The following is a 25,780-nucleotide window of genomic DNA, read 5'->3' on the forward strand; positions in this document are numbered from 1 at the left end:
GTGGAACGTTCGCAGACCTGGCCCGCCGTGGTTTTCGACATCGGTGGGGTGCTCACGACCTCTGAGGGCGGAGTGCCCGAGCTGTCCCGGATGATCGGTGTCGAGCCCGAGCGGTTCAGCGGGCCGTACTGGGAACACCGCCTCGACTACGACCGCGGCTCGCTGCCCACCGAGTACTGGCCGAAGGTCGCGCGTGACCTCGGCCTGGAGTGGTCGGACGAGGAGCTCGCCCGCATCGACCTCTTCGACGCCCGGCGCTGGTCGCAGATCGCGCCCGGCCGGCTCGAGATCCTCACCGCGCTGCAGCGGGGCGGGGTCACCACCGCACTGCTGTCGAACGCTCCGGCGTCGATGGCCCGCATCGTGAAGGCCGCAGACTGGTCGGCCGGTTTCGACGAGCGCTTCTTCTCGTGCGACCTGGGCCTGATCAAGCCCGAGGCGAAGATCTACGAGGTGGTCGAGGAGCGGCTCGGCGCACAGCTGGTGTTCTTCGACGACCGGCCGCCGAATATCGAGGCGGCGCGGGCACGAGGCTGGCAGGCCCATCTGTGGACCACCCCGGAAGCCTGCCGGGAGGTGCTCGACGGTCTGGGCCTGCCTACCCCCTAGAGCGAGATCAGCAGCCCTTCGGGCACCATGCTGATCTTGATCGCGTACGCGGCCGCCAGCAGCACCAGCACACCGACGATGCCGGCGGTCTGGACGGCTGTGCGGTTGGCGCGCGGCGCGTAGGCCAGGGCCGCCGCCACCACGACACCCGTCACCAGGCCGCCCAGGTGGGCCTGCCAGGCGATGTTGGGCAGCAGGAAGCCGATCACGAAGTTGATCGCGATCATCACCAGGATCTGGGTGGCATCGCGGTTCAGCCTGCGCTGCACCACGAAGAACGCCCCGAACAGGCCGAACACCGCACCTGAGGCACCCACCGTGGTGGTGACCCAGGAACCCTCGACACCGGGGGTGGCGAGCACCAGCGACGCGATCGAGCCGCCGAGCGCGCTGGTCAGGTAGAGCGCGGCGAAGCGGACCCGACCGAACATCTGCTCCAGGTACGGCCCGGTGATCCACAGCGCGTACATGTTGAACATGATGTGCAGCGGGCTGGTGGAGTGCAGGAACGCCGAGGTGATCAGACGCCAGGGCTCGGACTCGGCCAGCGGCGGGAAGAACGCGAAGTCGCTGGTGACCTGCGAGTTGGACAGCTGCAGCAGCCAGGCGACGACACAGATGCCGATGATCGACATCGTGACCACCGGCCGGCCACCCGGGTTGAGGGTGCCACCGAAGGGCGAGCGGGCGACCCGCATGCCCTTGTTCTGCTGCCGCACGCAGTCGACGCACTGCACGCCGACGGCCGCGGCTCGTTGGCACTCCGGGCAGACGGGCCGTTCACAGCGCTGGCACCGGACGTAGGACACGCGGTCCGGGTGGCGCGGGCAGACCGGTTCCCCGGTGCCCGCACCACCCGTGGAGGGCTGAGTGGTCACCCGCGCGTGATGGTGACCCGCTCGATCACGACGTCCTTCTCGGGACGGTCGCGACGGTCGACCGGGGTGTTGCTGATGGAGTCCACCACGTCCCGGCTGGCCTGGTCGGCGACCTGGCCGAAGATCGTGTGCTTGCCCTGGAGGTGCGTGGGCGTGCTGGTGGTGATGAAGAACTGCGAACCGTTGGTGCCCCGGCCGCCGCGGACGCCCGCGTTCGCCATCGCCAGCAGGTACGGCTGGGTGAAGGTGAGCTCCGGGTGGATCTCGTCGTCGAAGTTGTAGCCCGGGCCGCCGGTGCCGGTGCCCGTCGGGTCGCCGCCCTGGATCATGAACCCGGCGATGACGCGGTGGAAGATGACACCGTCGTAGAAGTTCTTGCCCTGGTTCTGCTCCTGGGTGCCCTCCGCCAGCTCGACGAAGTTACGCACCGTCTTCGGGGCGTGGTTCGGGAACAGCTGGACGCGGATGACCCCGTGGTTCGTGAGGATGTCGGCGTTCAGGTTTGAGGGAAGCTGCTCGGTCAACGGGTGATTCCCCTTCAGGATGTGCGGATGTCGCTCGATGCTCACGAAGTCTGTCACGGACCGTCGGGACGGACCGGCTGGGATTGGCCTTGGATCGGCACGAACGGATACGCCGTGCGCGGACACGCCCAGATTGTCCAACGTCTGACCGGCCGGGATGTATCCCCCAGGTGGCACTTCGAGTTGGTACCCGACGGTAAAGATCACATAGTTGATCTGACGATAGACCTCGGGTGGCATTCTGCTCAGATCGCGGAACGATGGAGCCCGAAGCGGCCCCACCCAGTTGCTTCCCGAGTGAGCCGCACGAACAGGAGGACGATGCCGTGAGCACGCGAAGGAAGAGGGCCAAGGCGAAGAAGGAAGCCCAGGCGCAGTTCCGGTCGGCGCTGGAGAGCGCCCGCACCGGTGGTGCCGTGGTGGCCGAGCGCGCCTACCCGGCCGCCGTCGCGACCAGGGACCGCGTGAGTGTCGCCACGAAGGACCACGTCGTCCCCGCGGTGCGCAACGCGGCTGAGCACGCCGGCCCGGCGCTGGAGAAGGGCTACGCCCAGGCTCGGGAGAAGGCCGCTCCGGTCGTCGCCCACGGTCGCGACAAGGTGGTGGACGATCTGCTGCCGAAGCTGGCCGAGGCGATCGCCGCCGCGTCCGCCGCGGCGATCGCGGCCCGGGACAACGCCTCCGTCCACGCCCAGGAGCGCGCCGCCGTCGCGGTGCAGCACCTGCCGGCCAACAAGAAGGCGCTGAAGAAGGCCCGCCGCAAGCAGCGTCGCCGTCGCTTCGTGCTCTTCTCGCTGATCGCGGCCGCCGCCGGTGGTGCGGCCGTGGCCTGGCAGAAGCGCAACGCCCAGCAAGACCCGTGGACCCCTGACCCGGGCGTCACCACGGTGAACGGCGCGTCGAACGGCACTCCGCTGGCCACCCCGGGCACCCCTTCGGTGCCGGTCGAGGAGGCCGAGGCGGGCAAGGTCACGGGTGACCCGATTCTCGGCGACCCGAAGTCCGACCGCTGAGCTGACCAATGGCGGACGTGCCGGTCACCTTTCGAGGTGACCGGCACGTCCGTCGTGGTGGTCGCCGGTAACCACCGCCCCGGCCCGCGCTCTCACCCGGCTCGCGACCGCGAAATGCCGCTGTGCGGCGTCGCTCTCCCCCAGAGCCGACGCGAGCCGCCCCAGGAATTCCGCCACCGGCCCCAGCGTGACCATCCCGCTACCGGCTCCGGCCAGCTCGTTCTCGGCCGGGAGCAGTTGCGCGTAGAGCCTTTTCATCGACGGTTCGTCGTGATCGCGCAGAGCCACGATCGCCGCCAGTGCGGTGCGGGCCTCGAAGAGCAGATCACGGGGGGACGACGCGGGCACCTCGGTCTTTCCCTGGAGTGCGGAGGCCCACGGTTGATAGGGACCGAAATCCATTTCGGCGCCGTGATTCCCGTCACCGCCGGCGGTCAGGTCGAGGCACAGCAGGGCCAGTGGCAGGATGCCGTGCTCGACGCCCGGCATGCCTGATCCGGGCAGGGTCACCGCCGCTGCGAGACAGGCTTCCCGCGCCTCCTCGGGCGGTCCGGTGATCGCCCGGCGCAACGCTGCGTACCAGGTCGTGAACACCCCGATCAGCGGAATGCCGTGCTGCTCGGCCAGAGCGTCGGCGGCGGCCGCGTGCCGGTCGGCGGCGGCCAGGTCGGCGAGCGCGGCGTATGACTGGATCAGGATCAGATGTCCCAGCACGGCCACCGTCGGAAGCCCCTGACCTGCGAGTTCGAGCAGTTCGTGGCCGATCAGCGCGCGCTGGGGAGCGAGCCCGGCCCGGTCGAACGTCTGCAGGAACCGGCCGTTCAGCGCGAGGGCGAGCAGGTCCGGGTCGCCCAGCTCACGGGCTAGGCGCTCGGCCTCACGGGCCGCCTCCTGCCCTCGGTCCCCGGCGTCGGCGCGGCGTTCCAGGGCGATGGTGACCAGCAGCCGGGCCCGCTCGTACCGGTGCTCCCCCTCCAGCGCCTCGAGCCCGGCCAGCGCTCGTTCCGCCGATTCCACCAGGAACGCCGAGAGCTCCTCGTCGTCGTTCGCCGTCCAGATCGCGGGGACGTCGAAAGCCCCTACCACCTGGGCGAAAAGGAGCGGGTCGGCCAGCTCGGCGGCGGCTCGCACGGCTTGCGCGCGATACTGCCGGGCCTGAGCGAGCTCCCCGGTCACGGCGAGCGCCCGCACCAGTCCCATCAGGGCCTCGAGACGCTCCCGACCGCCGGCGCCGGACATGGTCGGATCCTGTCCCCGGATCGCCGCGCGCCACAGGCTGCTACCGGAAGACTTTTCCGGCGAGGGGATTTCGAGGTGCTCGGCGTGCGCGAGGACGTCGGACTCCAGACGCCGCAGCGACTCCCCCGGCTCCACTCCGAGTTGCTCGACGAGCGTGGCGCGGGCCCGGCGCAGGGCTGCGAGCGCGTCCCCCTGACGTCCGGTGCGGTACAGCGCGAGAGCCAGCAGACGCCACCCGTCTTCGCGCAGCGGGTACTGCTCGACGTGCAGCTCCAGGTCCGGCACGGTGACGGCAGCCCGGCCGAGGGCCAGCGCCGCCTCAGCCTTCGACTCCACGGCGAGCGACCGCAGCTCGTCCAGGCGATGGGCCTCGGCCCGCGCCCACCGCCCGAACTCGGCCCAGGCCGGGCCCCGCCACTGCCGCAGAGCCCGTTCCAGCTGGTCATGGGCCTGCAGCGGCTGCCCGGCGGAGAGCCGGCGCCGGCCTTCGTCCAGGGCAGCGGTGAACTGCCAGGCATCCACCTCGACGGGCCGCAGTGCGTACCCAGGCGCCTGCGTGACGAGCAGACCAGACGCCGTACGGGGCGGCCGGCCGGGTTCCAGTGCCTTGCGCAGCGCACCGACGAACGTCTGCAGCGAACCGAGAGCGTTGGCGGGCGGCTCGTCCCAGAGGTCGTCGATGAGCCACTGCACCGGCACGACCCGAGGCGCGGAGATCAGCAGCCGCCCCAGCACAGCCCGGTGCCGCGGACCGCCGAGGCTGACCACTTCCCCCTCGCGCATGACCTCCAGGGGCCCCAGAACTCCGAAACGCAGCACGTCACAAGCCTAGAACGCCCGCCCCACAGCCCACCGGCCAAGTCTCCGCTCCCCATCAACTAGGCCCGCGTCGTGGAGGCAGCCCGAGGCGTAGGGAGTGCGGGCAGACGCGGGAATGGGATGGGGAAGGCGACCAGGGAGGGGCGTGGGCCGGGGTCCGAGTGCGGACCGGGGCGTGGGCCGAGGTGCGGGCCGAAGTGCGGGCCGAGGTGCGGGCCGAAGTGCGGGCCGAAGTGCGGGCCGAAGTGCGGGCCGAAGTGCGGGCCGAAGTGCGGGTGCGGGCTGGGCTGTGGGCGGTCGCGGAGGCGGAGGCGGATGGGGCAGGCAGACGCGGGAAGGGGCGAGGCCGGGGCGGACACGGGAAGGGGCGAGGCCGGGGCAGTCGCGGAGGCGGTCTGGGGAAAGGCAAGACCCGCGGTTGGCGAGGTGAGGTCTGAAAGGGCACTCGCCGGAGCAGGTCTGGGGGCCGATCGGCACAGCGTCTACACGGCACACGGCACACCGCACACCGCACACCGCACCTGACACCTGGCACCTGGACGGGGACGGGGACGGGGACGGGGACGGGGACGGGGACGGGGACGGGGACGGGGACGGGGACGGGACCTAGCCGGGCGGGCGATCCATGGTGCTTTCGATTATCGATAATCGAAAGCACCACACTTTGCGCCGAGCCAAAGGTCCACCTGCGACCGCGCACAGAGCCCGGCCCCGACACAGCCGAACCGGACAGACCCGACTGAACCCCCGCACCGCCCACGCAGCCGACCTCACACTTCCCCCGCCGGCTCAAAGATCGATCCCCTGTTCGGTCCACCGCGTCCGCACCCGGCACTGATCGGTTGCTGATTCACGACCCACAGGCTGGTTCGCATGAACATCCCCGGATTCACCCAGCAGCGCATCGAAGGCACCGACGGCGTGCACCTGAACGTCGCGGTCGGAGGTGAGGGGCCGGCCCTGGTGCTGCTCCACGGCTTTCCGCAGACTCACCTGTGCTGGCGCGACGTCGCCGTCGAACTTGCCGTCGATCACACCGTCATCTGTCCTGACCTGCGCGGATACGGTGACAGCGACAAGCCCGCGGACACCGGTGAGACCTATTCCAAGCGCACGATGGCCAACGACGTGGTCGCCGTGACGAAACGGCTCGGCTTCGAGCGGTTCGCCCTCGCGGGGCACGACCGCGGCGCCCTGGTCGCGATCCGCGCCGGGCTCGACCACCCGGACACCGTCACGCACCTGGCCTCGCTCGACGTCTTCACCACGCTCGACACCTGGGACGTCATGGCCGGCCGGGCCGCCTCCGTGGGCTGGCACCTGTACCTCATGGCGCAGCCGCCCGGCCTGCCCGAGGCCATGATCAACGCCGTTCCCGAGGCCTTCTTCGGCCATTTCCTCGACATCTGGGCCAAGACCCCGCTGGCCCTGCGCGATCTCTACGTCGAGAAGTCCCGCGCCGCCGTGACCTCGATCGTCGCCGACTACCGGGCCTCGGCGGGCATCGACGTCGACCACGACGAGGCCGACCGCGACGCCGGGCGCCGTCTGCGCATGCCCGTCACCGTGCTGCAGCAGGACTGGGGCCCGGCCATGACCGGGCACGCCGTGCAGCGCTGGCAGTCCTGGGCCCCCGACCTCGAGCACCGTACCGTCACCAGCGGGCACTTCATGGCCGAGGAGGACCCGGCCACGATCAGCCAGGCCCTGCGCGACCTGCTCAAGCGTTAGGGCAGTTCCGCCGAGCCGCCGAGATTCGCGATCATCCGCCGCAGCGTGTTGATCGTGGTCACGTAGTCCTCGGTGCTGATGCCCTCACAGGTATCAGCCTGTGCACCCGTCATCCGCTCCCGGGCGCGGGCCAGTCCCTGTTCCCCGTCCGGCGTCAGCCCCAGAACGCCGGAGGCATCGGTCAGCCAGCCGCGCTCGAGGAGGTCGTCGAACACGTCCTCCATCTCGATGCCCAGGTCGTCGTAGGGCTGCAGCCGGTCGGCCAGCACCGAACGGGTCCAGGTACCGGAGGACACATGGTTCAGCGTCCACCAGTGCGGCTGCGTGAGCTGCTCGAACACCAGCTCGGCCCGCAGCCGCCCGACCACCGCCTGGTGGGCGGCCCGGCTCCAGTACCCGATGGGCTGGGCCGCCACCTGCTCGTCCGTACCCGAGAGACCCGAGAGACCCGAAAGGCCCGAGAGCCCCGAAAGACCTGCAAGACCCGGAAGCGCGTCAGAAGCCATACCGGCCACCGTACGAAGTGAACCGGACTTCAGGTCAACCGGCCGCGACCGGCGCCGGCGAGTCCGTCGCGACCGCCACCACCGGGTCCGGATGGATCGTGGCCAGCAGCACCCGCAACACCCCGATCCAGGTCAGCGCCGCACCCACCATGTGGATCGCGACCGCCACCCAGGGCAGCCCGTCGAGGCTCTGGTAGAGCCCCAGCGTCATCTGCCCGATCAGCACACCGAGCAGGATCAGCCCGCGCCGGAACGTCTTCCGGTCACCGGCCTGGTGCGCGGCCCAGGCACAGACTGCCGCGAGCACCAGCACCAGCACCCCGATCAGGCCGTGCGTCCAGGCCATCCCGGCCCAGTCGACCTGAATCCGGTGCACCTCGCTGGAGTCACCCGGGTGCGGCCCCGCACCGGTCGTCACCGTGCCCGCCACCACGAGGAACCCGGCCACGACCACCAGGATCCAGGCCAGCTTGGTGCGCCCCGGACGCGTCGGGTCGGCCACCGGCTCCGGCAGCACGACCGACCCGTCGACCGCCTTGGCCGAGCTAGGAGCGGAAGCAGCGGCACGCCGCCCGTACCGAGGCCCGGTGCCCGAGTACGTGCGCTTGTTCCACTCCTCGAACGCCGGACTGTGCGCGAAGTCGTAGCTCAGCGTCGTGGTGGTGAGCAGCAGCGTCGCCGCACAGAAGTGCACGGCCACCATGTACGGGTTGAGCCCCGTCCACACCGTGATCCCGCCGAGCACCGCGTTGAGCACGATGATGAAGAACTGCGACCAGGTCGTGCGCACCAGCCAGCGGTTGGGCACCTTCTGGAACCGCGCGGTGATGATCGCCAGACCCACCGCGATCGAGATCACGAAGGTCAGCATCCGGTTGGTGAACTCGATCGCCCCGTGGATGCCCATCTCGGCCGGCACCACGAGCGAGTCGTCGGTGCATTTGGGCCAGGTCGTGCAGCCCAGGCCGGAGCCCGTCAACCGCACGATGCCACCGGTCAGGATGATGCCGATGCTGCAGACCAGGGCAAGCGTGGTGGCCCAGCGCACCGCCCGGGGGCTCAACCGGACGTAGGGCTCGATCAGGCCGAACGGCGTACGCATGGATCCGAGTCTGTCACGTCGCCACGGTCCCACGACCACTGGTCCACCAGGCACGCAGCAGGTCAGGACGAACGGCGGAGCCTTCGGGACGAACGTCAGATCCCCGGTCGCCGCAGATCGGGAAAGATCGGTTCCAGGTCGGAATCCGGGTCGGTGTTCATGTCGTGCCGGGGTCGCATCTGCCTGGGAATCAGGCCGGTGTGTGGGGTGAGCATGGGGATCTCCCCGGATTCCGACTCCTTCGCCCGCGGGCTGGGCAGGTTTTCAATGGGGGACGTCTGTACGCTCGCTGAGCGTTCGGTCGCCTGGGCCGCCACTCCCCCGCCGGAGCCGCCGGAGGCATGGGCCTCCCCACCGCTCATGTTCAGCACGACCACCCCCAGGATGATCAACCCCACTCCGCAGATCCGCGCCAGAGTGACGCTCTCACCGAACGCCATCACCCCGATGATCGTGATCGCCGCGGTGCCGACCGCCGACCACATCGCGTAAACCAGCCCCACGTCAAAGGTTTTCAGGGCGAAGCCGAGAAGGCTGAAGCACCCCACGTAACCCACCACCACGATCAGGCTGGGCCAGAACCGGGTGAACCCGTCGGCCGTCTTCAGACTCACCGTCGCCACGATCTCCAACGCAATAGCTCCAGCCAGAGCCAGCCACGCCACCACGAAAAGCCCCCAGATCCGCCCGCTTGATCAACAGCTTGAACCTACAGCGAAATTGACTGCGGAGTAGGCGAACCCGGTTTCAATGCGCCTAATTTCGGCTTACCGAGCCATATTCCGACGCCGGACCAGGCCGTTCTTCATCCGTTGAGCGGATGGACCGCTCCACAGCTCGGTCACAGCAACCACAGGATTTTCACAGTCGAATCCCACAGCGGGCTTTCAGACTTCTCTGTCGATGGGTCCAGCTCCCGGCCCGAGAGTTGATCACGACCGGATCACCCGAGGGACTCCAGGAGGAGCCATGGCCATCACCGACATCGTCCGGCCGGGCCTGCGCCGGAACGAGCCCGTCTCCGAGAACCCCGTCAGCGGCGACCGCTCCCGCACCGCCGCCTGGCAGGCCTGGGGAACCACCGCGTCCGTCACCGTCGACGACCCGGCCGCCCTCAACGTGGCCCGCCGCATCGTCTCCCGCCAGTTCGCCGCCGCCGAGAAGGCCGCCGCCCGCTTCCGCTCCGACGCCGAGCTGCACAAGCTCTACCGCGCCGGCGGCCGCCCGGTGACGATCAGCCCGCTCCTGGCCCAGCTGGTGGCATCCGCCCTGGCCGTGGCCGAGCGCACCGACGGCGACATCGACCCCACCGTGGCCGCGGCCCTGACCGCCCACGGCACGATCGGCGCCGACCGGCCCCGGGGCGTGTTCCCGGCCTGCGGCTCCCGCCCGACCGGCACCCGCCCCGCCCCCGGCTGGGAGCACGTGCGCCTCGAGGGCCGCAAGCTACAGGTCCCGGCGGGCACGACCCTCGACCTGAGCGCCACCGCCAAGGCCGCGATCTGCGACCTGGCCGCCGCCCGGGTGCGCGAGCGGCTCGACACCGGCGTCATGGTGCGACTCGGCGGCAACGCCGCGACGGCCGGACCCGCTCCGGACCAGGGCTGGCGCGTGCGCATCGAAGACCGTGCCGGTGACCTGGGCGCCGAGGTCTTCCTGACCCCGGGCGCCGCGATCAGCACCACCCAGATCGGCCCCCAGCCGGCCCGGTCGCAGCACATCACCCTGATGATCGACCCGCACACCGGCGAGATGCCCCTGCCGGTCTGGCGGATGGTCAGCGCGATCGGCTTCACCTGCCTCGAGGCCACGACCTACTCCACCGCCGCCCTCGTGCGCGGCACCCGCGCCCGCTCCTGGCTCAGCCAGATGTGGATCCCCGCCCGGCTGATCACCACCGCCGACGACGAGCTCCTGTCCGGCAACTGGGCCAACCACACCACCCCGTACGCCGCCTGACCACCCCGACCACCACGTCCTCAAGCACCCCCCGAAACCAAGGGAAACCCATGACCGCGACCCTGGACAGCCCCACCGGGCACCACCCCGAAGCCGTGCCTCCCCCACAACGGCCCGGTCTCGCCCGGCGGCTGGTGCGGGGCCGCGCCGACGACGCGGCCTGGGTGCGCCCCGCCCTGCTCGGCCTGCTCGGCGCCACCGCCCTGCTCTACATGTGGTCACTGGGCGAGTCCGGCTGGGCCAACTCGTTCTACTCGGCCGCGGTGCAGGCCGGTTCGGAGAGCTGGAAGGCGTTCTTCTTCGGCTCCTCCGACGCCGCCAACGCCATCACGGTCGACAAACCCCCGCTCGCCCTCTGGCCGATGGCGCTGTCGGTGCGCATCTTCGGCCTGAGCTCCTGGTCGATCCTGATGCCGCAGGCCATCATGGGCGTCGCCTCGGTCGGCCTGCTCTTCACCATCGTGCGCCGTCACTTCGGCGCCGGAGCCGGTCTGCTGGCCGGTGCGGCCCTGGCCACCACGCCGGTGGCCACGCTGATGTTCCGGTTCAACAACCCGGACGCGCTGCTCGTGCTGCTCATGATCGCGGGCGTCTACTTCGTGATGCGCGCCGTCGAGCACGCCACGATGCGCTGGCTCCTGCTGGCCGGCGTGATGATCGGCCTGGGCTTCCTCACCAAGCAGCTGCAGGCCCTGCTGGTGGTGCCGGCGTTCGGCCTGACCTACCTGTGGGCCGCGCCGACCACGTTCGCGAAGCGGATCGGCCACCTGCTGGCCGCTTTCGTCGCGATGATCGTGTCGGCCGGCTGGTGGATCGCGATCGTCGAGTTCTGGCCCGCCGATTCGCGTCCGTACATCGGCGGCTCGCAGAACAACTCGATCCTCGAACTCACCCTCGGCTACAACGGCCTGGGCCGGCTCACCGGTAACGAGACCGGAAGCGTCGGCAGCAACGGCAACTGGGGCGAGACCGGCATCACCCGGCTCTTCGGCTCCGAGTTCTCCAGCCAGATCGGCTGGCTGCTCCCGGCCGCCGGCATCCTGCTCGTCGCCGGTCTCGTGATCACCCGGAAACTGCCGCGCACCAGCCCGGTTCGCGCCCAGTTCATCATCTGGGGCGGCTGGCTGGTCGTCACCTTCCTGACCTTCAGCATGATGCAGGGCATCTTCCACTCGTACTACACCGTGGCCCTGGCCCCGGCCATCGCCGCCCTCGTCGGCATCGGCGTGGCCGCGCTCTGGAAGAGCCGTTCCGTCATCGGCACGTTCGTGCTGGCCGGCACCGTGCTGGTCACCGCGCTCTGGTCGTACACCCTGCTGGCCAACAGCTCCGACTGGCACCCCTGGATCCGCGTGGTCGTGCTGATCACCGGTCTGCTCGCCACCTTCGGCCTGGCCGCGTCGGGCTGGCTCGCCGGCCGTCTGAACGGCCGCACCCGGCAGCGGGTCATGCTCGGCATCGGCGCTCTCGCGGTGGTCTCGGCCCTGCTCGGGCCGGTCGGCTACTCGATGAACACGGCGGCCACGGCGCACACCGGTTCGCTCCCCTCGGCCGGTCCGAGTGTCGGCGGCGGTATGGGCGGTGGACGCGGTGGCGGCGGTATGGGCGGCGGTGGCGGTATGGGCGGCGGCCCGGGTGGCCAGACCCAGAACGGCACCGGCCAGACCCAGGGCGGCACCGGCACGGGTCAGTCTCAGGGCACGACCGGCGGTTTCGGTGGCGGCGGCATGGGCGGCGGCGGAGGTGGCATGGGCGGTCTGCTCAACGCCACCACCCCCAGCGACGAGCTGGTCTCGGCCCTCACCGCGAACGCGGACAGCTACACCTGGGTCGCCGCGACCGTCGGCTCGAACAACGCCTCCGGCTACCAGCTGGCCTCCGAAGAGCCCGTCATGGCCATCGGCGGCTTCAACGGCACCGACCCCTCCCCCACGCTGGAGCAGTTCAAGGCCTACGTGGCGGCCGGCCAGATCCACTACTTCATCGCCGGCGGCACGATGAGCAGCGGCAGCGACTCCGGGGGCAGCGACGCCGCCGAGCAGATCACCGAGTGGGTGGAGTCGACCTACACGTCCACCACGATCGGTGACACGACGGTCTACGACCTCACGTCGGCCTCGGGCACCACGTCGTCAACCAGCTAGACCCCCAATGATGGACGGGCCTGTCTCACCAGATCTGGTGAGACAGGCCCGTCCATCATTTTGCGGTTCCGAAACGCTCTCGAACCGTTCCCGACCAATCTCCGCGCACAGCAAGCATTCAGATAAGGAGGACTCACCGGCGGAGCTCGAAACGCGCGTTGTTCATGACGTAGCCTCGCTCGCGCCCCCACCCGCTACCCCAGCGCGGTGGATCATGCATGTCGAGAAGCCAGGGAGCAGCATGTCCGAGATCGTCTGGACCGGCGTCTTCATCAGCGGTGCCGTCGCTGCCGGGCAATTCGCCTGGCTCGGTATGGACAAGCTGATCGGCATGATCGGAACCGAACCCCGCACCTGGCTCGAGAACAAACTCCGCAGCGAGAGCTGACCCGACCACCACGTCCCCCGTTCGACCGATAATCTCGCCGCTCGTGACCTTGCGCGTGCTGGTGGCCGACGACCAGGAACTGGTGCGGACGGGCTACGTGACGATTCTGTCGGCGCAGTCCGACATGGAGGTCGTCGGGGAGGCCGGCAACGGCCGCGACGCTGTCGACCTGGCGTTGCGGCTCAAGCCCGACGTCGTGGTGATGGACGTGCGGATGCCGGTGCTCGACGGCATCACGGCCACCCGGGAACTCGCCGGCCCGGGTGTCGAGAACCCGGCGAAAGTGCTGGTGGTGACCACTTTCCAGCTCGACGAGTACGTCTACGAGGCGTTGCGCGCGGGCGCCAGCGGATTCCTGCTGAAGGACTCACCGCCGAGCGAACTGCTGAACGGCATCCGGGTGATCGCGTCGGGGGAGGCCCTGCTGGCCCCGGCGATCACGCGCAAGCTGGTGGGGCGGTTCGGCGAGCGTGTGCGGCCGACGACCTCGGCCGGCAGCGCGGTCGACGCGCTGACCCCGCGGGAGGTCGAGGTGCTCAAGCTGATCGCCGAGGGCATGTCGAACGTGGAGATCGCCGAGGCCATGGTGGTCAGCCGGGAGACCGTGAAGACCCACGTCTCGCGGATCCTGACCAAGCTCGATCTGCGCGACCGGGTGCAGGCCGTGGTGTTCGCGCACCGGAACGGCCTGGTCAGCGCCACGCTCTGACCGCATCCCCCACGAGAGCTACGCAAGGTCCGCTCACGTGCGTGACGCGGGGGAGTGCCCTCCTTTTCTAGGTTTTCGGTTGTGGCCAGGAGGCCGCACCACACCTAGCAGGAGGCTTCGAGATGTTCACCGAGCAGATGAGCAAGACCCCGGTCCGGCTGGTCTTCCTGGCCGTCGTGTTCTTCGCCGTGAACGCGGTGGTCGTCGGGCCGCTGTCGCAGATGGTGCACAGCTCGAACCCGTTCGTGGCGCTGGTGACGCTGGTGCTCGGGGTGGCCGCGGCCGCCGGCATGGTGTGGCTGTACCGCTGGGTGATCGGCAAGGTCGAACACCGCGAGGCCACCGAGCTCGCCCCGGTGAACGTCGGGCCCGCCCTGCGCCGTGGCGCCCTGCTCGGTATGGGCATGTTCACCGCGGTCATGCTGCTGATCACGATCTTCGGCGGGTACGAGTCGCTGAGCTGGGGCTCGTTCACCTCGGCGCTGGCCACGGCCGGGATGATGGCGTCGGTCGCGGTGATCGAGGAGATCCTGTTCCGCGGTGTGCTGTTCCGCCTGGTCGAGCAGATGACCGGCACGGTCGGCGCGATGGTCGTCTCGGCCCTGGTCTTCGGCGGTCTGCACCTGCTGAACAGCCCGAACCTGTGGGGTGCGCTGGCCATCGCGATCCAGGGCGGTCTGATGCTGGCGGCCGTCTACGCCGCGACCCGCTCGCTGTGGCTGCCGATCGGCCTGCACTTCGGCTGGAACTTCGCCGAGTCGGGCATCTTCGGCACCACGGTCTCCGGGTCGGACAACAGCGGCGGCGGCATCTTCAGCAGCGTGCTCGACGGCCCGACCCTGATCTCCGGCGGCGATTTCGGCCCCGAGGCCACGATCTTCGCGGTGCTGGTCTGCAGCGTGCTCACGGTCGTCTACACCCGGCGCATCACGACTCGGACTCGGGAAATGGCCTGATCGACAACGCCTTACGGTGGCATTCCGACCTTCGGGCCGGAGATGCCACCGCCGCGTTTTGCCTACAGGTTGCGTTCCGCGTAGACCTTCAGCACGTCGCGCACGTACTCCGCGTACGGCGTCGGGTCCATCCCCTCCGGTGCGTAGTTCTCGCCGAAACGCGGGTCGGCCACGTACATCTCGCCGAGACCGATCACGTAGTCCCGGCTCGGCTCGGTCGTGATCCCCAGCCACTCGACGTGGCGACGGGCGACGTCCTGGGCGACCACCCCGTCCGCCATCTCGCCGTTCTCCCGGGCCGCCACGAAATCCCGGGCGATGTCGAGACCCTGCTGCCTGAACCCGGCCTTCTCCTCGGCACTGAGCGACCGCCACCAGCGGTCACCCTTCTCGTAGGCCTCGCGCCCCCAGCGCTGCGAGACCTCTTCTTCGTATCGCGTGTGGTCGAACCCGTCGAGCACTTCCTCGGCCATGAGCGGTTCCCCTCCCTCGAGCTTGCGGATGGTGGTGCGGATCGACGCGACCTGCCGGCTCAGCCGCTCCTGCTCGCGCCGAAGAAGCCGCAGGTGACGGTTGAGGGCGGTGACGGTGTCGTGCTGACCGTCGAGCGTCTCCGCGATGGCGGAAAGGCCCAGGCCAAGGCCTCGCAGCAACAGGATCTGCTGGAGCCGGACCAGCGCCTGCTGGTCGTAGTAGCGCTGCCCGTTGCCGCCCGTGCTCGTTGGAGTCAGCAGCCCCTTGTCACCGTAGTGACGAAGGGTGCGACTGGTGGTTCCGGTGAGCCGGGCGACCTCCTGGATGGACCATTCCGCCGTCACACATCCACGGTAGGAGTTGACGTTGCGTCAATGTCAACGCCTTACCAGGCGAGGGCGTCCTTGCGGCTGTACTGCCAGTAGGTGACCATCGCCTGGCCCGCGTTGATGACGCCCTTGCCGCTGACCTTCACCGTGGCCTCACTGCCGACCGAGCCATTGTTGTTGCGGTTGGCGAAGAGCACGCCGACCTGGTTGGTGGCGTAGTCCTCTTCGCGCTGGCTGTAGCCGGCGACGATGATGCTGGCGTACGCGGTCTCGCCGGGGAACAGCGTGACCACGGCCTGCGGCTGGCTCTCCTTGATCACGAAGGCCGGCGCCTGGGCCTCCTTGCCCATGCAGAGGTAGGGCGCGGAGAAGGCGTTGCAGTTGTTCTTGCTCGTGTTCCTGGCCCGCACCAGCAGGTGGTTGTACGGCTGCGCCACCTTGGTGATCTTGATGTCGGTGTTCGCGGCGGTGCAGGTAACCGTCTTCGGGGCAGCCTTGACGGGCTGGGCCGATGCCCCCGGCGCGAAGGCCACGGCCCCCGCGGTGGCGACAGCCACGGCGCCGGAGGCGATGAGGTGGGCACGGGTGAAGACGCGGTTCATGGTCTTGCTCCTGTCGAGTGGTCGGATCTGGCGTTGCCCACACCTTCCGCCCGGTCTCGTCCCACTCGCCAGAGCTCGTCGTGACAGGGACGTTCCACCCCTTCTGACCTGCCGGAACACCATCGACTGGAACACCTGGGAACGTTCGGGTGACCACGTCGTCCACCCTTCGGCCGCACTGGTTACCGGTCGGGAACAAACGTCTCCGGGCCGCACTTGTACAGATGTACTAGTACAGGCGTACAGGAGTTCCGATGGCTTATCTGATGCTGGTCGTGGCGATCGCCCTCGAGGTCGTGGCCACCAGCCTGCTCCCCTCGACCCACGGCTTCTCGCGGCTGGGGCCGAGTGCGCTGTGCCTGGGCACGTATGCGGTGGTGTTCATCCTGCTCGCGCGCATCGTGCAGGATCTGCCGGTCGGCGTCGTCTACGCCACCTGGTCGGGTATGGGCGTCGCGGCGATCATGCTGGTCGGGGCCACATTCCTGGGTGAACCGCTCAGCCCGGCCAAGATCACCGGGGCGGCGATGATCATCGGCGGTGTGGTGATCCTCAACGTGGCCGGTGTTCACTAGCTGGGGTGACGACTTCCCGGGATCCCGAAGGCCGGCGCCGCGCCCTGCTCGCCGCCACCGTCGAGGTGGTGGCCGAGGTCGGGGTGGCCCGCACGACACACCGGCTCATCGCGGCCCGGGCCGACGTCCCACTGGGGGCGACCACCTATTACTTCCCGACGCTGAACGACCTCATCGCCACCGCGCTCGAGCAAGCCGGTGACGCGTGGGACGCGGATCTCGTGCGCTGGGAGACCGAACTGCGCCGGGCCCAGCACGAACTGGGCCCCGATGACGACGGCCCGGCCGGTCTGCTCACCCGGCTGATCCTGGAGTACCTGGCCGATCAGCCGCGGGCCCGGCTGGAGTGCGAGCTCTACCTGGCGGCGGGGCACACGCCCGAGCTGCGGCCGCTGGCGACGCGCTGGCTGCTGGGGCTGCGTGAGGTCACGGCCCGGCTGGCCGGTCCGAGCACCGGCTATGCGCTCGCGACTCTCGTCGACGGGGTGTTTCTGCAGGCCACGGTCACGGGTGAGGCGCCTGCGGCCGATCAGCTGCAGTCGGCGATCGCGAAGATCTGGGCTTCGCCGGCCGTTTGATCCCCCTCTGGCACCTGTCGGCCTTCCCCTCGCGCCCTTCACCGGGTTTTCGGGGCTTGAGGACGCGTCGGGCTAGCGGGCTGCCTGACGTCGCCCGGGTGGGCGGACAGTTTCGGCCGGGACCTCGAGCAGCTGGGCACGCTGCCGGCTGGTCAGGGACACCTGACGCATGTCGCAGTCGCGGGTGTCGGCGCCGGTGAGATCGGCGCCCAGCAGGTTGGCCCAGCTCAGGTCGGCGCCGCGCAGATCGGCGTGGGACAGGTTGCAGTTGGCCAGGTTCGCGAGCGACAGGTCGGCGCCACTGAGGTCGACCAGGGCGAGATTGGCGCCGGACAGGTCGATGCCCTTGAACTGCCCGCCGGGCAACCGGGCCGCGGTCAGGTCGACCGGACGGCGACGGTGCCCGGCCACCCGGGCCAGCACCTGCAAGGCCGCGGCGACGTCCGACGAGATCGCGGTGAAGTGCCCCGTCACCTCGAGCGGGCGGGCCTCCTGCACGAAGGCCGCCAGCACCTCGGCGACGGGCTGGGTGTCCTGACCGCGTTCGTGCGAGAGACGTTCCAGTGCGTAGACGGCGCCGACCCGGGTGCTGGCCGCCGGATCGGTGAGCTGGGTGACGGCGCGGTTGAATCGCTCGCCCCGGTCGACGGTGCGAGCGCGCTGCTGCTGGCGCACCGAGAACCAGAGCCCGGCCACCCCCGCGCCGACGGCGACCGCGACCAGGGCGGGCATCCGCGCATCGTTGGCCAGGGTGAGTCGCTGCACCTCGCTGAGCCCGGCGCCCCGGCCGGTGACGTACTGCGGGAAGAGCCAGAGGGAAGCGGCGAGAGCCAGGCCGATCGCAGCCACGGCAACGATGTCAACGGCCCATGCGAGCCGCTTGGATGCGTTCATCACGCACCGCCTCCCCGTCGGTCCCGGCGCCTTGAGCTGGGAGGATCACTCTAAGCCTCAGTCGCCACTACCTGTAGTCAGAGCGAGCCCCCGCCGGTCAGGACCGGGAACAGGAGCGCGGTGAGGGCCTGGCGCTGCTCGTCGTCCAGTGGTGCGAGGACCTTCTGCTCGACCTCGCGCATCACCCGGAAACCGGTGGCGATCAATTCCTGCCCGGCCGGCGTGACCACCAGCTCGGCAGTGCGGCCCCGCCCGGGCAGGGTGCGGCGCTCGACCCCGCCCAGTTCCTCGAGCTGCCGGAGCGTGGCCTGCATGCTCTGGGCCGTCACCCCGGCGCGGCGGCCGAGTTCGCTGTACGAGAGGCCGGGCTCGCGCGAGAGATGCCCCAGCGCGGACAGGTGCCGCAGCGACGTGCCGTGCTCCCGCAGCCCCGCCTCGACCTCGACCCGGATCGTGCGGCCGATGGTCATCAGCAGAAAACCCGGGCTGGGCTGCGGAGTTCTGGGCACTGGCGTCACCGGCTCATCCTGACACCCGCGCCCCCTTGCGGAGTGGTTTAAGTCTGACTGTAACCTGCCTCCATGAACGCTCCCGTTACCCCGGCGGGCCGGGCATGAAGGCCGTCCTGCTCGTCGTCCACGTCGTTCTCGCGATCGTGCTGATCGGCCCACTCACCGCCGCTGCCAGTCTTTTTCCGCGCTACGCCCGTGAGGCGGTGGCCGCCGGCGAGAACCGCACCGGCCCGCTGTCCGTGCTCAGCGCCCTGCACCGGATCAGCACCGGCTACGCGGTCGCCGGAATCGCCGTACCGGTGTTCGGCATCGCCACCGCGTCGGCCATGGGGGTGCTCGGGGACTGGTGGATCTGGGTCTCGATGGCCCTGACCCTGCTCGCCGCCGCCCTGCTGGGCTGGGCGGTGGTGCCCGCACAGAAGCGGATCATGGAGCTGCTGCAACCGCCCGGCGACCTGGCGGCGGTTTCACCCCTACTGCCGCGTCTGGGCATGGTCACCGGCAGCTTCGCCCTGGTCTGGGCGATCGTGGTGGTCATCATGATCGTGCGCCCCGGCTCGTCCACGGGGGTGTGACCGTGTCCCTGCGTTCTCTGCGCGTCGCGGCGGCGGTCGAGGCCTGCTCGCTGGCGCTGCTCCTGCTGAACCTGGCCACCGTGCACGTCGCGGCGCTGGCCTCGGCACTCGGGCCGGTGCACGGCTGCGCCTACCTGATCGGCATCGTGCTGACCTTCGCACTGACGAGATCGGCCGGAATCCGGGTCTTGTCGCTGATTCCCGCAGTCGGCGCACTGCTTGTGCTGCGCCGCCTGCGAGATTCGGTCAGCAGTATCCCCAGGCTGTGAAAAGCCTTGTGGACAACTGCGGCTGACTACTGCTCGCTGCTCGGGCGACGACCCGGAAGAGCGGCGATCTTGGCATAGAAGTGGTCAATTCGGCGCACCACCTCGGTCAGCCCGTCGAGGTTCATGGGCTTGGTGACATAGGCGTTCGCGTGCAGCGAGTAGCTGCTCAGGATGTCGGACGGAGCCTGCGAGGTGGTGAGCACCACGATCGGGATGCTGCGCAGCTCCGGGTCGTTCTTGATCTCGGCCAGCACCTGACGTCCGTCCATGCGGGGCATGTTCAGGTCGAGCAGGATGACGTCGGGGCGGGGAGCGTCTTCGTGCTCACCGGTGCGGCGCAGGAAGGCCACCGCCTCTTCGCCGTCGTTGGCCACGTAGACGTTGCGCGGGGCGCCGATCGACTCGAGAGCCTCTTCGATCATCAGAACGTCGCCCGGGTCGTCGTCGACCAGCAGGACGGCCATGGCACGGGTAGCGGATGCGAGCATGAGAACCCCTCGAAGTTGCTTGGAGCGGCCGAGGAACTACTTCGCCGTGAAAAGCTCGCACCTCGGGGGCAGTGGCGTTCAGGCGATGATCCTAACCGGCGAGTGACTTCACCGGACAGATGTGGGCGGATGCCCGTGCACCGAACTGTACGTCACCCTCGGAAGGCCCAGTGACCAGCAGCGTTGACCGGTCTCAGGATGGGTCGCCGGTCTTTTTCGCCGCCTCGTTCTCGGCGAGTCGGCGATACGCGTCGTCCCACCCGGCGGGCAGTTCACCGGCCCGCAACCGATAGAACACGAACTCCGACGAGGCCATCGCCGGGCGGTGACGGGACATCACGGCACCGTGCGGCTGAGCCCGGTACATCGCGTTCAGGGAGCCCTGGTCACGCCAGGCGCTGAGAGTGAGGAACTCCCGGCGCAGAGGATGGGCACGCAGTGAGAGCCCGACGACTCCCTCGCTGCGGGCGGCCTGACGCTGCACGCGCAGGGCGTCGAGGAAGAACCGGGGCACCTGGCTGAGCCGGTGCAGGCGGAAACGTGAAGCCATGACCACGACTTCGGCGTCGTCGGCCATCTCGTGGTCGAGCTGCTGCCAGGGAACGGTCGGCACCGTCGCACTCCTCATCTTGTCACTGACCAGATATCTAGACAGTGACAAGACTCGACTAACTTGTCAATGGCAAGTTGCGATGCCTAAGGTCGGTCCGTGACCTCCGGGACGAAGCCGTACCACCACGGCGACCTGCGCCGGGCCCTGCTCGCCGCCGCGGCCGAGGTGATCGCGGAGTCCGGCACCGACGCGCTGAGCCTGCGCGACCTGGCCCGCCGCGCCGGCGTGTCCCACGCCGCACCCGGCCATCACTTCGGCGACCGGGCCGGCCTGATGACAGCCGTGGCCGCCCAGGGCTTCGAGCTGCTCTGCGAGTCGCTCGCGCAGGCCCCCGACTTCGCCGACATGGGCCTGCGCTACGTGCGTTTCGCACTCGACCATCCGGGCCACTTCGCGGTGATGTTCCGCGCCGACGCGATCCACCAGGACGACCCTGACTTCACCACCGCCGCCGGCCGAGCCCAGGACCTGCTGCGAGGCGGTGCGGTGAAAGCTTTTTCACGCACCGACGAACGCGTCTCGGCCCTGGCCGCGTGGTCGCTGGTGCACGGGCTGGCAACGTTGCTGCTGAGCGGCGCCATGACGCTCGACGAAGGGCAGACCGAAGACGACCTGACCCGGCTGGTCACCCGCTGGCTGACGCAGCGGTCGCTGTGACCAGCCCGGTCGGAGCCTGGCGGTGGTTGGTCGGTGATAATCTCGGACGTGCTCAAGAGGACGACTGAGATGTCGCCCTCAACGGACGGGGAGGAACCCTGATGAAGAAGCTGCTGGTGGTCGCCGTCGCGTCCGCGGCCGGCGTCGCGCTCTGGCGCAAGGTCGGTTCCAACAAGCCCAGCCAGCCGTGGGCATCGGCGACCGACAAGGTCTGATCCTCCCGTCCCGCGGGTGATAATGAATCACTCGCGAGATCCGGGGACGTGGCGCAATTGGTAGCGCACCTGCTTTGCAAGCAGGGGGTTGTGGGTTCGAGTCCCATCGTCTCCACTTCATGAACGGCCAGGTCAGAGGGCATCTGCTCGACCTGGCCGTTTCTCGTTCCGGCGCGCACAGGGGCCCCACCCACGTGTGAGTGACCACGCGATCAGGCCGCCGCGTCCGTTCGTTTCCGCCCGGGGCTCTAGCGGCAACTACCCCTGCTTTCGATTATCGATAATCGAAAGCATCGATCTGCTCGCCGCCCCCAGCGAAGCGAGGCACCGCGAATCGCCGCCCCCACCGAAGCAAGGCACCACGAATCGCCGCCCCCACCGAAGCTAAGCACCACGAATCGCCACCTCCGCGAGGCAAAGCGGAGCGGAGCGAATCGCCACCCCAGCGAAGCGAACCGGAACTCAGGCCGCAACCGTGATCGACAGCTCCCGCGACACGCTGAACTCCTCGAACAACCCGGTCAGCGCCTCACGCAGATCCTCGAGGGCGTCTTCCTCGGTGTCACCCTCGCCGTGCGCCTCGAGACCACGCCGCAGCTGCACGTCGGCCGACCAGACGCCGTCGTCACCTTGCTCGATGACGATCGGGATGGTCACGATCCGGGGCTCGGACATGGCTCAAACCATAACTCGGGCACGTCCGGGTCGACCTCCGGCCGCCCCACGTTCGCAAGCCGCCAACCAGGCATTTCCCCTCTAACGACACCAGCCTGTGTCTGCTTGGATACTCAAAGCCACATAAGTGCGTATCTGGTCGGAGGGACACGGATATGGCTGGTTATCGATCATGGCAGGCTGTCGGGCTGGTCTTCTTCTGCATCGGCCTCCCGATGCTCGGGGGAGGCCTGTTCGACACGACATCAGGAACATCGGACATCGTCGTCGGGCTGATGTGCCTGGCGGCCTCGGCCGGCGGCTTCCACGAGGCTTGGTCGCGGAAGCGCACGGCCGAGGCCCGGCACGCGGAGATCAGCCGATTCGCAACTGAAGCACCGCCAGAGCACGACCCGCCACGGTAATCGACTTCTCGGCCTCTACCAGCGGGCCCGGTTCGGCCTGCACCACGGGCACCGAGATCGGCACGCCCTGCACCGCGACCACCGGTGCGATCACGGGGCGGCGGCCGGCCTCGGTGCTCAGCACCAGCTCCCACTCCGCGCCGAAACCGGTTGGCGGCATGTGGAAGTCGATCGGCTCGTCGTGGGCGTTGTAACAGACCACGAAGGAGTCGTCGACCACCGGCTCACCCCGCGTACTGAGGTCGGTGATGCCCTGGCCGTTCAGGTACACCGAGATCGCCCGGCCGAATCCGGAACCCCAGTCCTGGTCGGTCATCTCGGAGCCGTCGGGCGTGAACCAGGCAATGTCGGGCTGAGCCTCCGAACCCTGCTCACGCACCGGCAGGCCGTTGAAGAACCGGCGCCGGCGGAACACCGGGTGCTGAGCCCGTAGCGACGCCGCGGCCCGGACGAAATCGAGCAGGTCTTCGTCGACCGAGCTCCAGTCCACCCACGCGATCTCACTGTCCTGGCAGTAGGCATTATTATTGCCCCGCTGCGTGCGGCCCAGCTCGTCACCGTGCGAGATCATCGGAACACCCTGCGACAGCAACAGAGTGGTGAAGAAGTTGCGCTGCTGGCGAGCGCGGATCTCGAGCACCACCGGGTCGTCGGTCGGCCCCTCGACCCCGCAGTTCCACGACCGGTTGTGGCTCTCCCCGTCCCGGTTGTCCTCGCCGTTCGCCTCGTTGTGCTTCTCGTTGTAAGCAACCAGGTCGTGCAGCGTGAACCCGTCGTGCGCGGTGACGAAGTTGACCGACGCCACCGGCCGCCGCGCCGAGTGCTCGTACAGATCGGCGGAACCCGTTATCCGCGAGGCAAATTCACCGAGGGTCGCCGGCTCCCCGCGCCAGAAGTCACGAACGGTGTCGCGGTACTTGCCGTTCCACTCCGTCCACTGAGGCGGGAAGTTGCCGACCTGATACCCACCCGGCCCCACGTCCCAGGGCTCGGCAATCAGTTTCACCTGCGACACGGTCGGATCCTGCTGCACCAGCTCGAAGAAGCTCGAGAGCCGGTCGACGTCGTAGAACTCCCGCGCCAGGGTGGACGCCAGGTCGAAACGGAAACCGTCGACGTGCATCTCGGTGACCCAGTAACGCAGCGAGTCCATGATCAGCTGCAGCGAGTGCGGATGCCGCACGTTCAGCGTGTTGCCGGTGCCGGTGTAATCCATGTAGTACCGCCGGTCTTCTTCGACCGTGCGGTAGTAGGCCAGGTTGTCCACACCCCGCATCGACAGCGTCGGGCCCAGGTGATTGCCCTCGGCCGTGTGGTTGTAGACCACGTCGAGAATGACCTCGATGCCGGCCTCGTGCAGCGCCCGCACCATGGCCTTGAACTCCTGCACCTGACCACCGGGCGCGATGGTGGACGCGTACTTCGGGTCGGGCGCGAAGAACCCGATCGTGTTGTAGCCCCAGTAGTTCGACAGGCCCTTGCTGATCAGCGTGGAGTCGTTCGCGAAGTGGTGCACCGGCATCAGCTCGAGCGCGGTGACGCCCAGCGAGACCAGGTGCTGCACGATCGCCGGGTGCGCGATGCCTGAGTAGGTGCCCCGCATGGCCTCGGGCACGTCCGGATGGGTCTGCGTCAGACCCTTCACATGCGCCTCGTAGACAACGCTGTCTGCGTACTCATGCTTCGGCGGCCTGTCGACGCCCCAATCGAAGTACGGGTTGATCACCACCGACTTGGGCATGTACTCGGCCGAGTCGGCGTCGTTACGGGCGTCGGGCTCACCGAACGGGTAGCCGAAAACCGCCTCGTTCCAGTCGAAAACCCCGTCGATCGCCTTGGCGTAGGTGTCGAGCAGCAGCTTGTTCGGGTTGCAGCGATGGCCTTGCGAGGGGTTCCACGGGCCGTGCACCCGGTAGCCGTAGCGCTGACCGGGCTGGATGCCGGGCAGGAACACGTGCCAGATGAACGCGTCGACCTCGGGCAACGTCACCCGGGTCTCGTTGCCGGCCTCGTCGAACAGGCAGAGCTCGACCTTTTCGGCGACTTCGCTGAAGATGGCGAAGTTCGTGCCGTACCCGTCATAGCTCGCACCGAGCGGGTAGGCCTTGCCGGGCCAGACACCGAGTGCGGACGGGGTGGTCGCCGGATCCGTCACGTTGACTCCCTGAGGTTCACAGCGAGAGGGACTCAGCCGAGAACAGCTGAACCATGATCATCGCCCGGAATGCCGGTTTCCGCACGTCGATGAAGTGCCGTCCGGCCCGGGACGCGAGACGATCGCCGGGTGCTCCTCGACGTCCGCACCATCTACGCCGAACCCGCCGCGCTCGAGCTCGAGCGCGGGCGGCAGATCGTCGAGCGCTGGCCTCGGGCCGAGGTGATCGAGGTGGCCTCGGCCAACCGCGTCGACGCGGTGCACGGTGACGAGCAGAACGTGCAGCGCTGGGTCCGGGTGAAGACCGAGGTGCTCGCGCTGGGGGTGCGCAAGACCATGACGGCCCGGGTGAACGGCCGTTCCGCGGACTGGATCGCCCCCAGCGCCGCGAACGGCTGCGCCATGGCCTGCGCCTACTGTTACGTCCCGCGGCACAAGGGCTACGCGAACCCGATCACGGTCTACGCCAACATCGAGCAGATGATCGGCTACCTGCGCCGGCACGTCGTGAGGCAGGGCCCCAAGACCGAGCCGAACCAGTGCGACCCGCGGGCCTGGGTCTACGACCTGGGGGAGAACAGCGACGCCAGCGTCGACGCGCTGGTCAGCGACAACGTCGCCGACCTGGTCGCGGCCTTCCGCGACCTCGAGCACGCCAAGGCCTCGTTCGCGACCAAGTTCGTCAACCGCGACCTGCTCACCTACGACCCACAGGGCCGCACCCGCATCCGCTTCTCGGTGATGCCCGAGCGCACCGCGAAGCTGCTGGACATCCGCACCTCTTCGGTGGGGGAGCGCATCGCCGCGGTGGACGATTTCCTGGCCGCCGGCTACGAGGTGCACCTGAACATGTCACCGGTGGTGGTGCACGAGGAGTGGCTCAGCGACTGGGCCGAGCTGCTCCAGCAGCTGAACGATGTGCTCTCACCCGCCGCCAAGGCCCAGGCGCAGGCCGAGGTCATCTTCCTGACCCACAACCAGGGCCTGCACGACGTCAACCTGGGCTGGCATCCTCAGGCCGAGAACCTGTTGTGGCGCCCCGACATCCAGGAGTTCAAGGTCTCCCAGAACGGCATGCGCAACGTGCGTTACCGCGCGGGCTGGAAGGGCGTCTGGAAACAGCGCCTGCTCGACCTGATCGCCGAGCAGGCGCCCTGGCTGACCGTCCGGTACGCGTTCTAGGACGAG

At 68.9% G+C, this 25,780-nt stretch carries 29 protein-coding genes and 1 tRNA gene; 16 read left to right on the top strand and 14 right to left on the bottom strand.

Annotated features, from left to right (window positions below):
• A complete protein-coding gene (locus J2S57_RS10400; RefSeq protein ID WP_307241005.1) occupies positions 1-609 on the top strand; it encodes an HAD family hydrolase in 609 nt (202 codons plus the stop codon).
• Here the strand turns inward: J2S57_RS10400 and J2S57_RS10405 are convergent.
• The gene (locus tag J2S57_RS10405) at positions 606-1,328 is read right to left on the bottom strand and encodes a rhomboid family intramembrane serine protease (RefSeq protein WP_307241007.1); all 723 of its coding nucleotides are present in this window, start codon (positions 1,326-1,328) and stop codon (positions 606-608) included. The two genes, J2S57_RS10400 and J2S57_RS10405, sit on opposite strands and share 4 nt — an antisense overlap.
• A gap of 155 nt (positions 1,329-1,483) precedes the next feature.
• Positions 1,484-2,011 (bottom strand): peptidylprolyl isomerase, encoded by a 528-nt coding sequence (locus J2S57_RS10410; RefSeq protein WP_370882456.1) that lies wholly within the window; start codon positions 2,009-2,011, stop codon positions 1,484-1,486.
• A 326-nt stretch (positions 2,012-2,337) separates the two neighbouring features.
• On the opposite strand from J2S57_RS10410, the gene J2S57_RS10415 reads away from it, so the two are divergent.
• Positions 2,338-3,024: a hypothetical protein gene (locus J2S57_RS10415; protein ID WP_307241009.1), complete on the top strand. Its 687-nt coding sequence runs from the start codon at positions 2,338-2,340 to the stop codon at positions 3,022-3,024.
• 24 nt (positions 3,025-3,048) lie between these two features.
• On the opposite strand, the gene J2S57_RS10420 is transcribed toward J2S57_RS10415, so the two are convergent.
• Positions 3,049-5,082, bottom strand: coding sequence for an AfsR/SARP family transcriptional regulator (locus J2S57_RS10420; protein ID WP_307241011.1), 2,034 nt, complete (start codon positions 5,080-5,082; stop codon positions 3,049-3,051).
• An 873-nt stretch (positions 5,083-5,955) separates the two neighbouring features.
• On the opposite strand from J2S57_RS10420, the gene J2S57_RS10425 reads away from it, so the two are divergent.
• Complete coding sequence (locus tag J2S57_RS10425; protein ID WP_307241013.1) at positions 5,956-6,813, top strand: alpha/beta fold hydrolase; 858 nt, start codon at positions 5,956-5,958, stop codon at positions 6,811-6,813.
• Here the strand turns inward: J2S57_RS10425 and J2S57_RS10430 are convergent.
• From J2S57_RS10430 to J2S57_RS10440, 3 genes are all read right to left on the bottom strand, one after another.
• Positions 6,810-7,319, bottom strand: a complete 510-nt coding sequence (locus J2S57_RS10430; RefSeq protein WP_307241015.1) for a winged helix DNA-binding protein — start codon at positions 7,317-7,319, stop codon at positions 6,810-6,812. The two genes, J2S57_RS10425 and J2S57_RS10430, sit on opposite strands and share 4 nt — an antisense overlap.
• A 34-nt stretch (positions 7,320-7,353) precedes the next feature.
• Positions 7,354-8,421, bottom strand: coding sequence for a COX15/CtaA family protein (locus J2S57_RS10435; protein ID WP_307241018.1), 1,068 nt, complete (start codon positions 8,419-8,421; stop codon positions 7,354-7,356).
• A gap of 95 nt (positions 8,422-8,516) precedes the next feature.
• Positions 8,517-9,089 carry a DMT family transporter gene (locus J2S57_RS10440; RefSeq protein ID WP_307241019.1) on the bottom strand — a complete coding sequence of 191 codons (573 nt, stop codon included), beginning with the start codon at positions 9,087-9,089 and terminating at the stop codon, positions 8,517-8,519.
• A gap of 301 nt (positions 9,090-9,390) precedes the next feature.
• On the opposite strand from J2S57_RS10440, the gene J2S57_RS10445 reads away from it, so the two are divergent.
• The 5 genes from J2S57_RS10445 (at position 9,391) to J2S57_RS10465 (ending at position 14,577) form a co-directional block, all read left to right on the top strand.
• A complete protein-coding gene (locus J2S57_RS10445) occupies positions 9,391-10,380 on the top strand; it encodes an FAD:protein FMN transferase (protein ID WP_307241021.1) in 990 nt (329 codons plus the stop codon).
• A gap of 50 nt (positions 10,381-10,430) precedes the next feature.
• Positions 10,431-12,524 (top strand): glycosyltransferase family 39 protein, encoded by a 2,094-nt coding sequence (locus J2S57_RS10450; protein WP_307241023.1) that lies wholly within the window; start codon positions 10,431-10,433, stop codon positions 12,522-12,524.
• A gap of 241 nt (positions 12,525-12,765) precedes the next feature.
• Entirely contained in the window at positions 12,766-12,912 is a 147-nt protein-coding gene (locus tag J2S57_RS10455) for a hypothetical protein (RefSeq protein WP_307241025.1), read from the top strand.
• 43 nt (positions 12,913-12,955) lie between these two features.
• Positions 12,956-13,621 carry a response regulator gene (locus tag J2S57_RS10460; RefSeq protein WP_307241027.1) on the top strand — a complete coding sequence of 222 codons (666 nt, stop codon included), beginning with the start codon at positions 12,956-12,958 and terminating at the stop codon, positions 13,619-13,621.
• 122 nt (positions 13,622-13,743) lie between these two features.
• A complete protein-coding gene (locus J2S57_RS10465) occupies positions 13,744-14,577 on the top strand; it encodes a CPBP family intramembrane glutamic endopeptidase (protein ID WP_307241029.1) in 834 nt (277 codons plus the stop codon).
• Between the two features lie 62 nt (positions 14,578-14,639).
• Here J2S57_RS10465 and J2S57_RS10470 read toward each other — a convergent pair whose 3' ends face one another.
• Both J2S57_RS10470 and J2S57_RS10475 read right to left on the bottom strand, forming a co-directional pair.
• Entirely contained in the window at positions 14,640-15,395 is a 756-nt protein-coding gene (locus J2S57_RS10470; RefSeq protein WP_307241031.1) for a MerR family transcriptional regulator, read from the bottom strand.
• 41 nt (positions 15,396-15,436) lie between these two features.
• Positions 15,437-15,982, bottom strand: coding sequence for a DUF4232 domain-containing protein (locus tag J2S57_RS10475; RefSeq protein WP_307241032.1), 546 nt, complete (start codon positions 15,980-15,982; stop codon positions 15,437-15,439).
• A gap of 254 nt (positions 15,983-16,236) precedes the next feature.
• On the opposite strand from J2S57_RS10475, the gene J2S57_RS10480 reads away from it, so the two are divergent.
• Complete coding sequence (locus J2S57_RS10480; protein ID WP_307241034.1) at positions 16,237-16,557, top strand: DMT family transporter; 321 nt, start codon at positions 16,237-16,239, stop codon at positions 16,555-16,557.
• A gap of 5 nt (positions 16,558-16,562) precedes the next feature.
• The gene (locus J2S57_RS10485) at positions 16,563-17,135 is read left to right on the top strand and encodes a TetR/AcrR family transcriptional regulator (RefSeq protein ID WP_307241037.1); all 573 of its coding nucleotides are present in this window, start codon (positions 16,563-16,565) and stop codon (positions 17,133-17,135) included.
• A gap of 72 nt (positions 17,136-17,207) precedes the next feature.
• On the opposite strand, the gene J2S57_RS10490 is transcribed toward J2S57_RS10485, so the two are convergent.
• Both J2S57_RS10490 and J2S57_RS10495 read right to left on the bottom strand, forming a co-directional pair.
• Positions 17,208-17,984 carry a pentapeptide repeat-containing protein gene (locus J2S57_RS10490; protein ID WP_307241038.1) on the bottom strand — a complete coding sequence of 259 codons (777 nt, stop codon included), beginning with the start codon at positions 17,982-17,984 and terminating at the stop codon, positions 17,208-17,210.
• Positions 17,985-18,106: 122 nt separating this feature from the next.
• Complete coding sequence (locus J2S57_RS10495; protein ID WP_307241041.1) at positions 18,107-18,547, bottom strand: MarR family winged helix-turn-helix transcriptional regulator; 441 nt, start codon at positions 18,545-18,547, stop codon at positions 18,107-18,109.
• A 95-nt stretch (positions 18,548-18,642) separates the two neighbouring features.
• On the opposite strand from J2S57_RS10495, the gene J2S57_RS10500 reads away from it, so the two are divergent.
• Together J2S57_RS10500 and J2S57_RS10505 are read left to right on the top strand one after the other, a co-directional pair.
• Positions 18,643-19,116 (top strand): hypothetical protein, encoded by a 474-nt coding sequence (locus tag J2S57_RS10500; RefSeq protein ID WP_307241043.1) that lies wholly within the window; start codon positions 18,643-18,645, stop codon positions 19,114-19,116.
• Positions 19,117-19,118: 2 nt separating this feature from the next.
• Positions 19,119-19,385, top strand: coding sequence for a DUF3817 domain-containing protein (locus J2S57_RS10505; protein WP_307241045.1), 267 nt, complete (start codon positions 19,119-19,121; stop codon positions 19,383-19,385).
• Positions 19,386-19,411: 26 nt separating this feature from the next.
• Here J2S57_RS10505 and J2S57_RS10510 read toward each other — a convergent pair whose 3' ends face one another.
• Positions 19,412-19,873, bottom strand: coding sequence for a response regulator (locus J2S57_RS10510; protein ID WP_307241046.1), 462 nt, complete (start codon positions 19,871-19,873; stop codon positions 19,412-19,414).
• Positions 19,874-20,066: 193 nt separating this feature from the next.
• Positions 20,067-20,486: a hypothetical protein gene (locus tag J2S57_RS10515; protein ID WP_307241048.1), complete on the bottom strand. Its 420-nt coding sequence runs from the start codon at positions 20,484-20,486 to the stop codon at positions 20,067-20,069.
• Positions 20,487-20,582: 96 nt separating this feature from the next.
• On the opposite strand from J2S57_RS10515, the gene J2S57_RS10520 reads away from it, so the two are divergent.
• The 3 genes from J2S57_RS10520 to J2S57_RS10530 all read left to right on the top strand — a co-directional run bounded on the left by J2S57_RS10520 (position 20,583) and on the right by J2S57_RS10530 (position 21,473).
• Entirely contained in the window at positions 20,583-21,143 is a 561-nt protein-coding gene (locus tag J2S57_RS10520) for a TetR/AcrR family transcriptional regulator (RefSeq protein WP_307241050.1), read from the top strand.
• Positions 21,144-21,244: 101 nt separating this feature from the next.
• Entirely contained in the window at positions 21,245-21,358 is a 114-nt protein-coding gene (locus tag J2S57_RS10525; protein WP_307241052.1) for a DLW-39 family protein, read from the top strand.
• A gap of 42 nt (positions 21,359-21,400) precedes the next feature.
• Positions 21,401-21,473 (top strand) — tRNA-Ala (locus tag J2S57_RS10530).
• A 347-nt stretch (positions 21,474-21,820) separates the two neighbouring features.
• Here the strand turns inward: J2S57_RS10530 and J2S57_RS10535 are convergent.
• Together J2S57_RS10535 and glgX are read right to left on the bottom strand one after the other, a co-directional pair.
• Positions 21,821-22,033 carry a type II toxin-antitoxin system HicB family antitoxin gene (locus J2S57_RS10535; RefSeq protein ID WP_307241053.1) on the bottom strand — a complete coding sequence of 71 codons (213 nt, stop codon included), beginning with the start codon at positions 22,031-22,033 and terminating at the stop codon, positions 21,821-21,823.
• A 354-nt stretch (positions 22,034-22,387) separates the two neighbouring features.
• Positions 22,388-24,592, bottom strand: a complete 2,205-nt coding sequence (gene glgX, locus J2S57_RS10540; RefSeq protein WP_307241056.1) for a glycogen debranching protein GlgX — start codon at positions 24,590-24,592, stop codon at positions 22,388-22,390.
• A 129-nt stretch (positions 24,593-24,721) separates the two neighbouring features.
• Here glgX and J2S57_RS10545 point away from each other — a divergent pair, with 129 nt between their 5' ends.
• On the top strand, positions 24,722-25,774 hold the full coding sequence (locus J2S57_RS10545) for a spore photoproduct lyase family protein (protein ID WP_307241058.1): 1,053 nt from the start codon (positions 24,722-24,724) through the stop codon (positions 25,772-25,774).
• Positions 25,775-25,780 lie beyond the last annotated feature (6 nt).

This window comes from Kineosporia succinea (assembly GCF_030811555.1).
Classification (GTDB): Bacteria; Actinomycetota; Actinomycetes; order Actinomycetales; family Kineosporiaceae; genus Kineosporia; species Kineosporia succinea.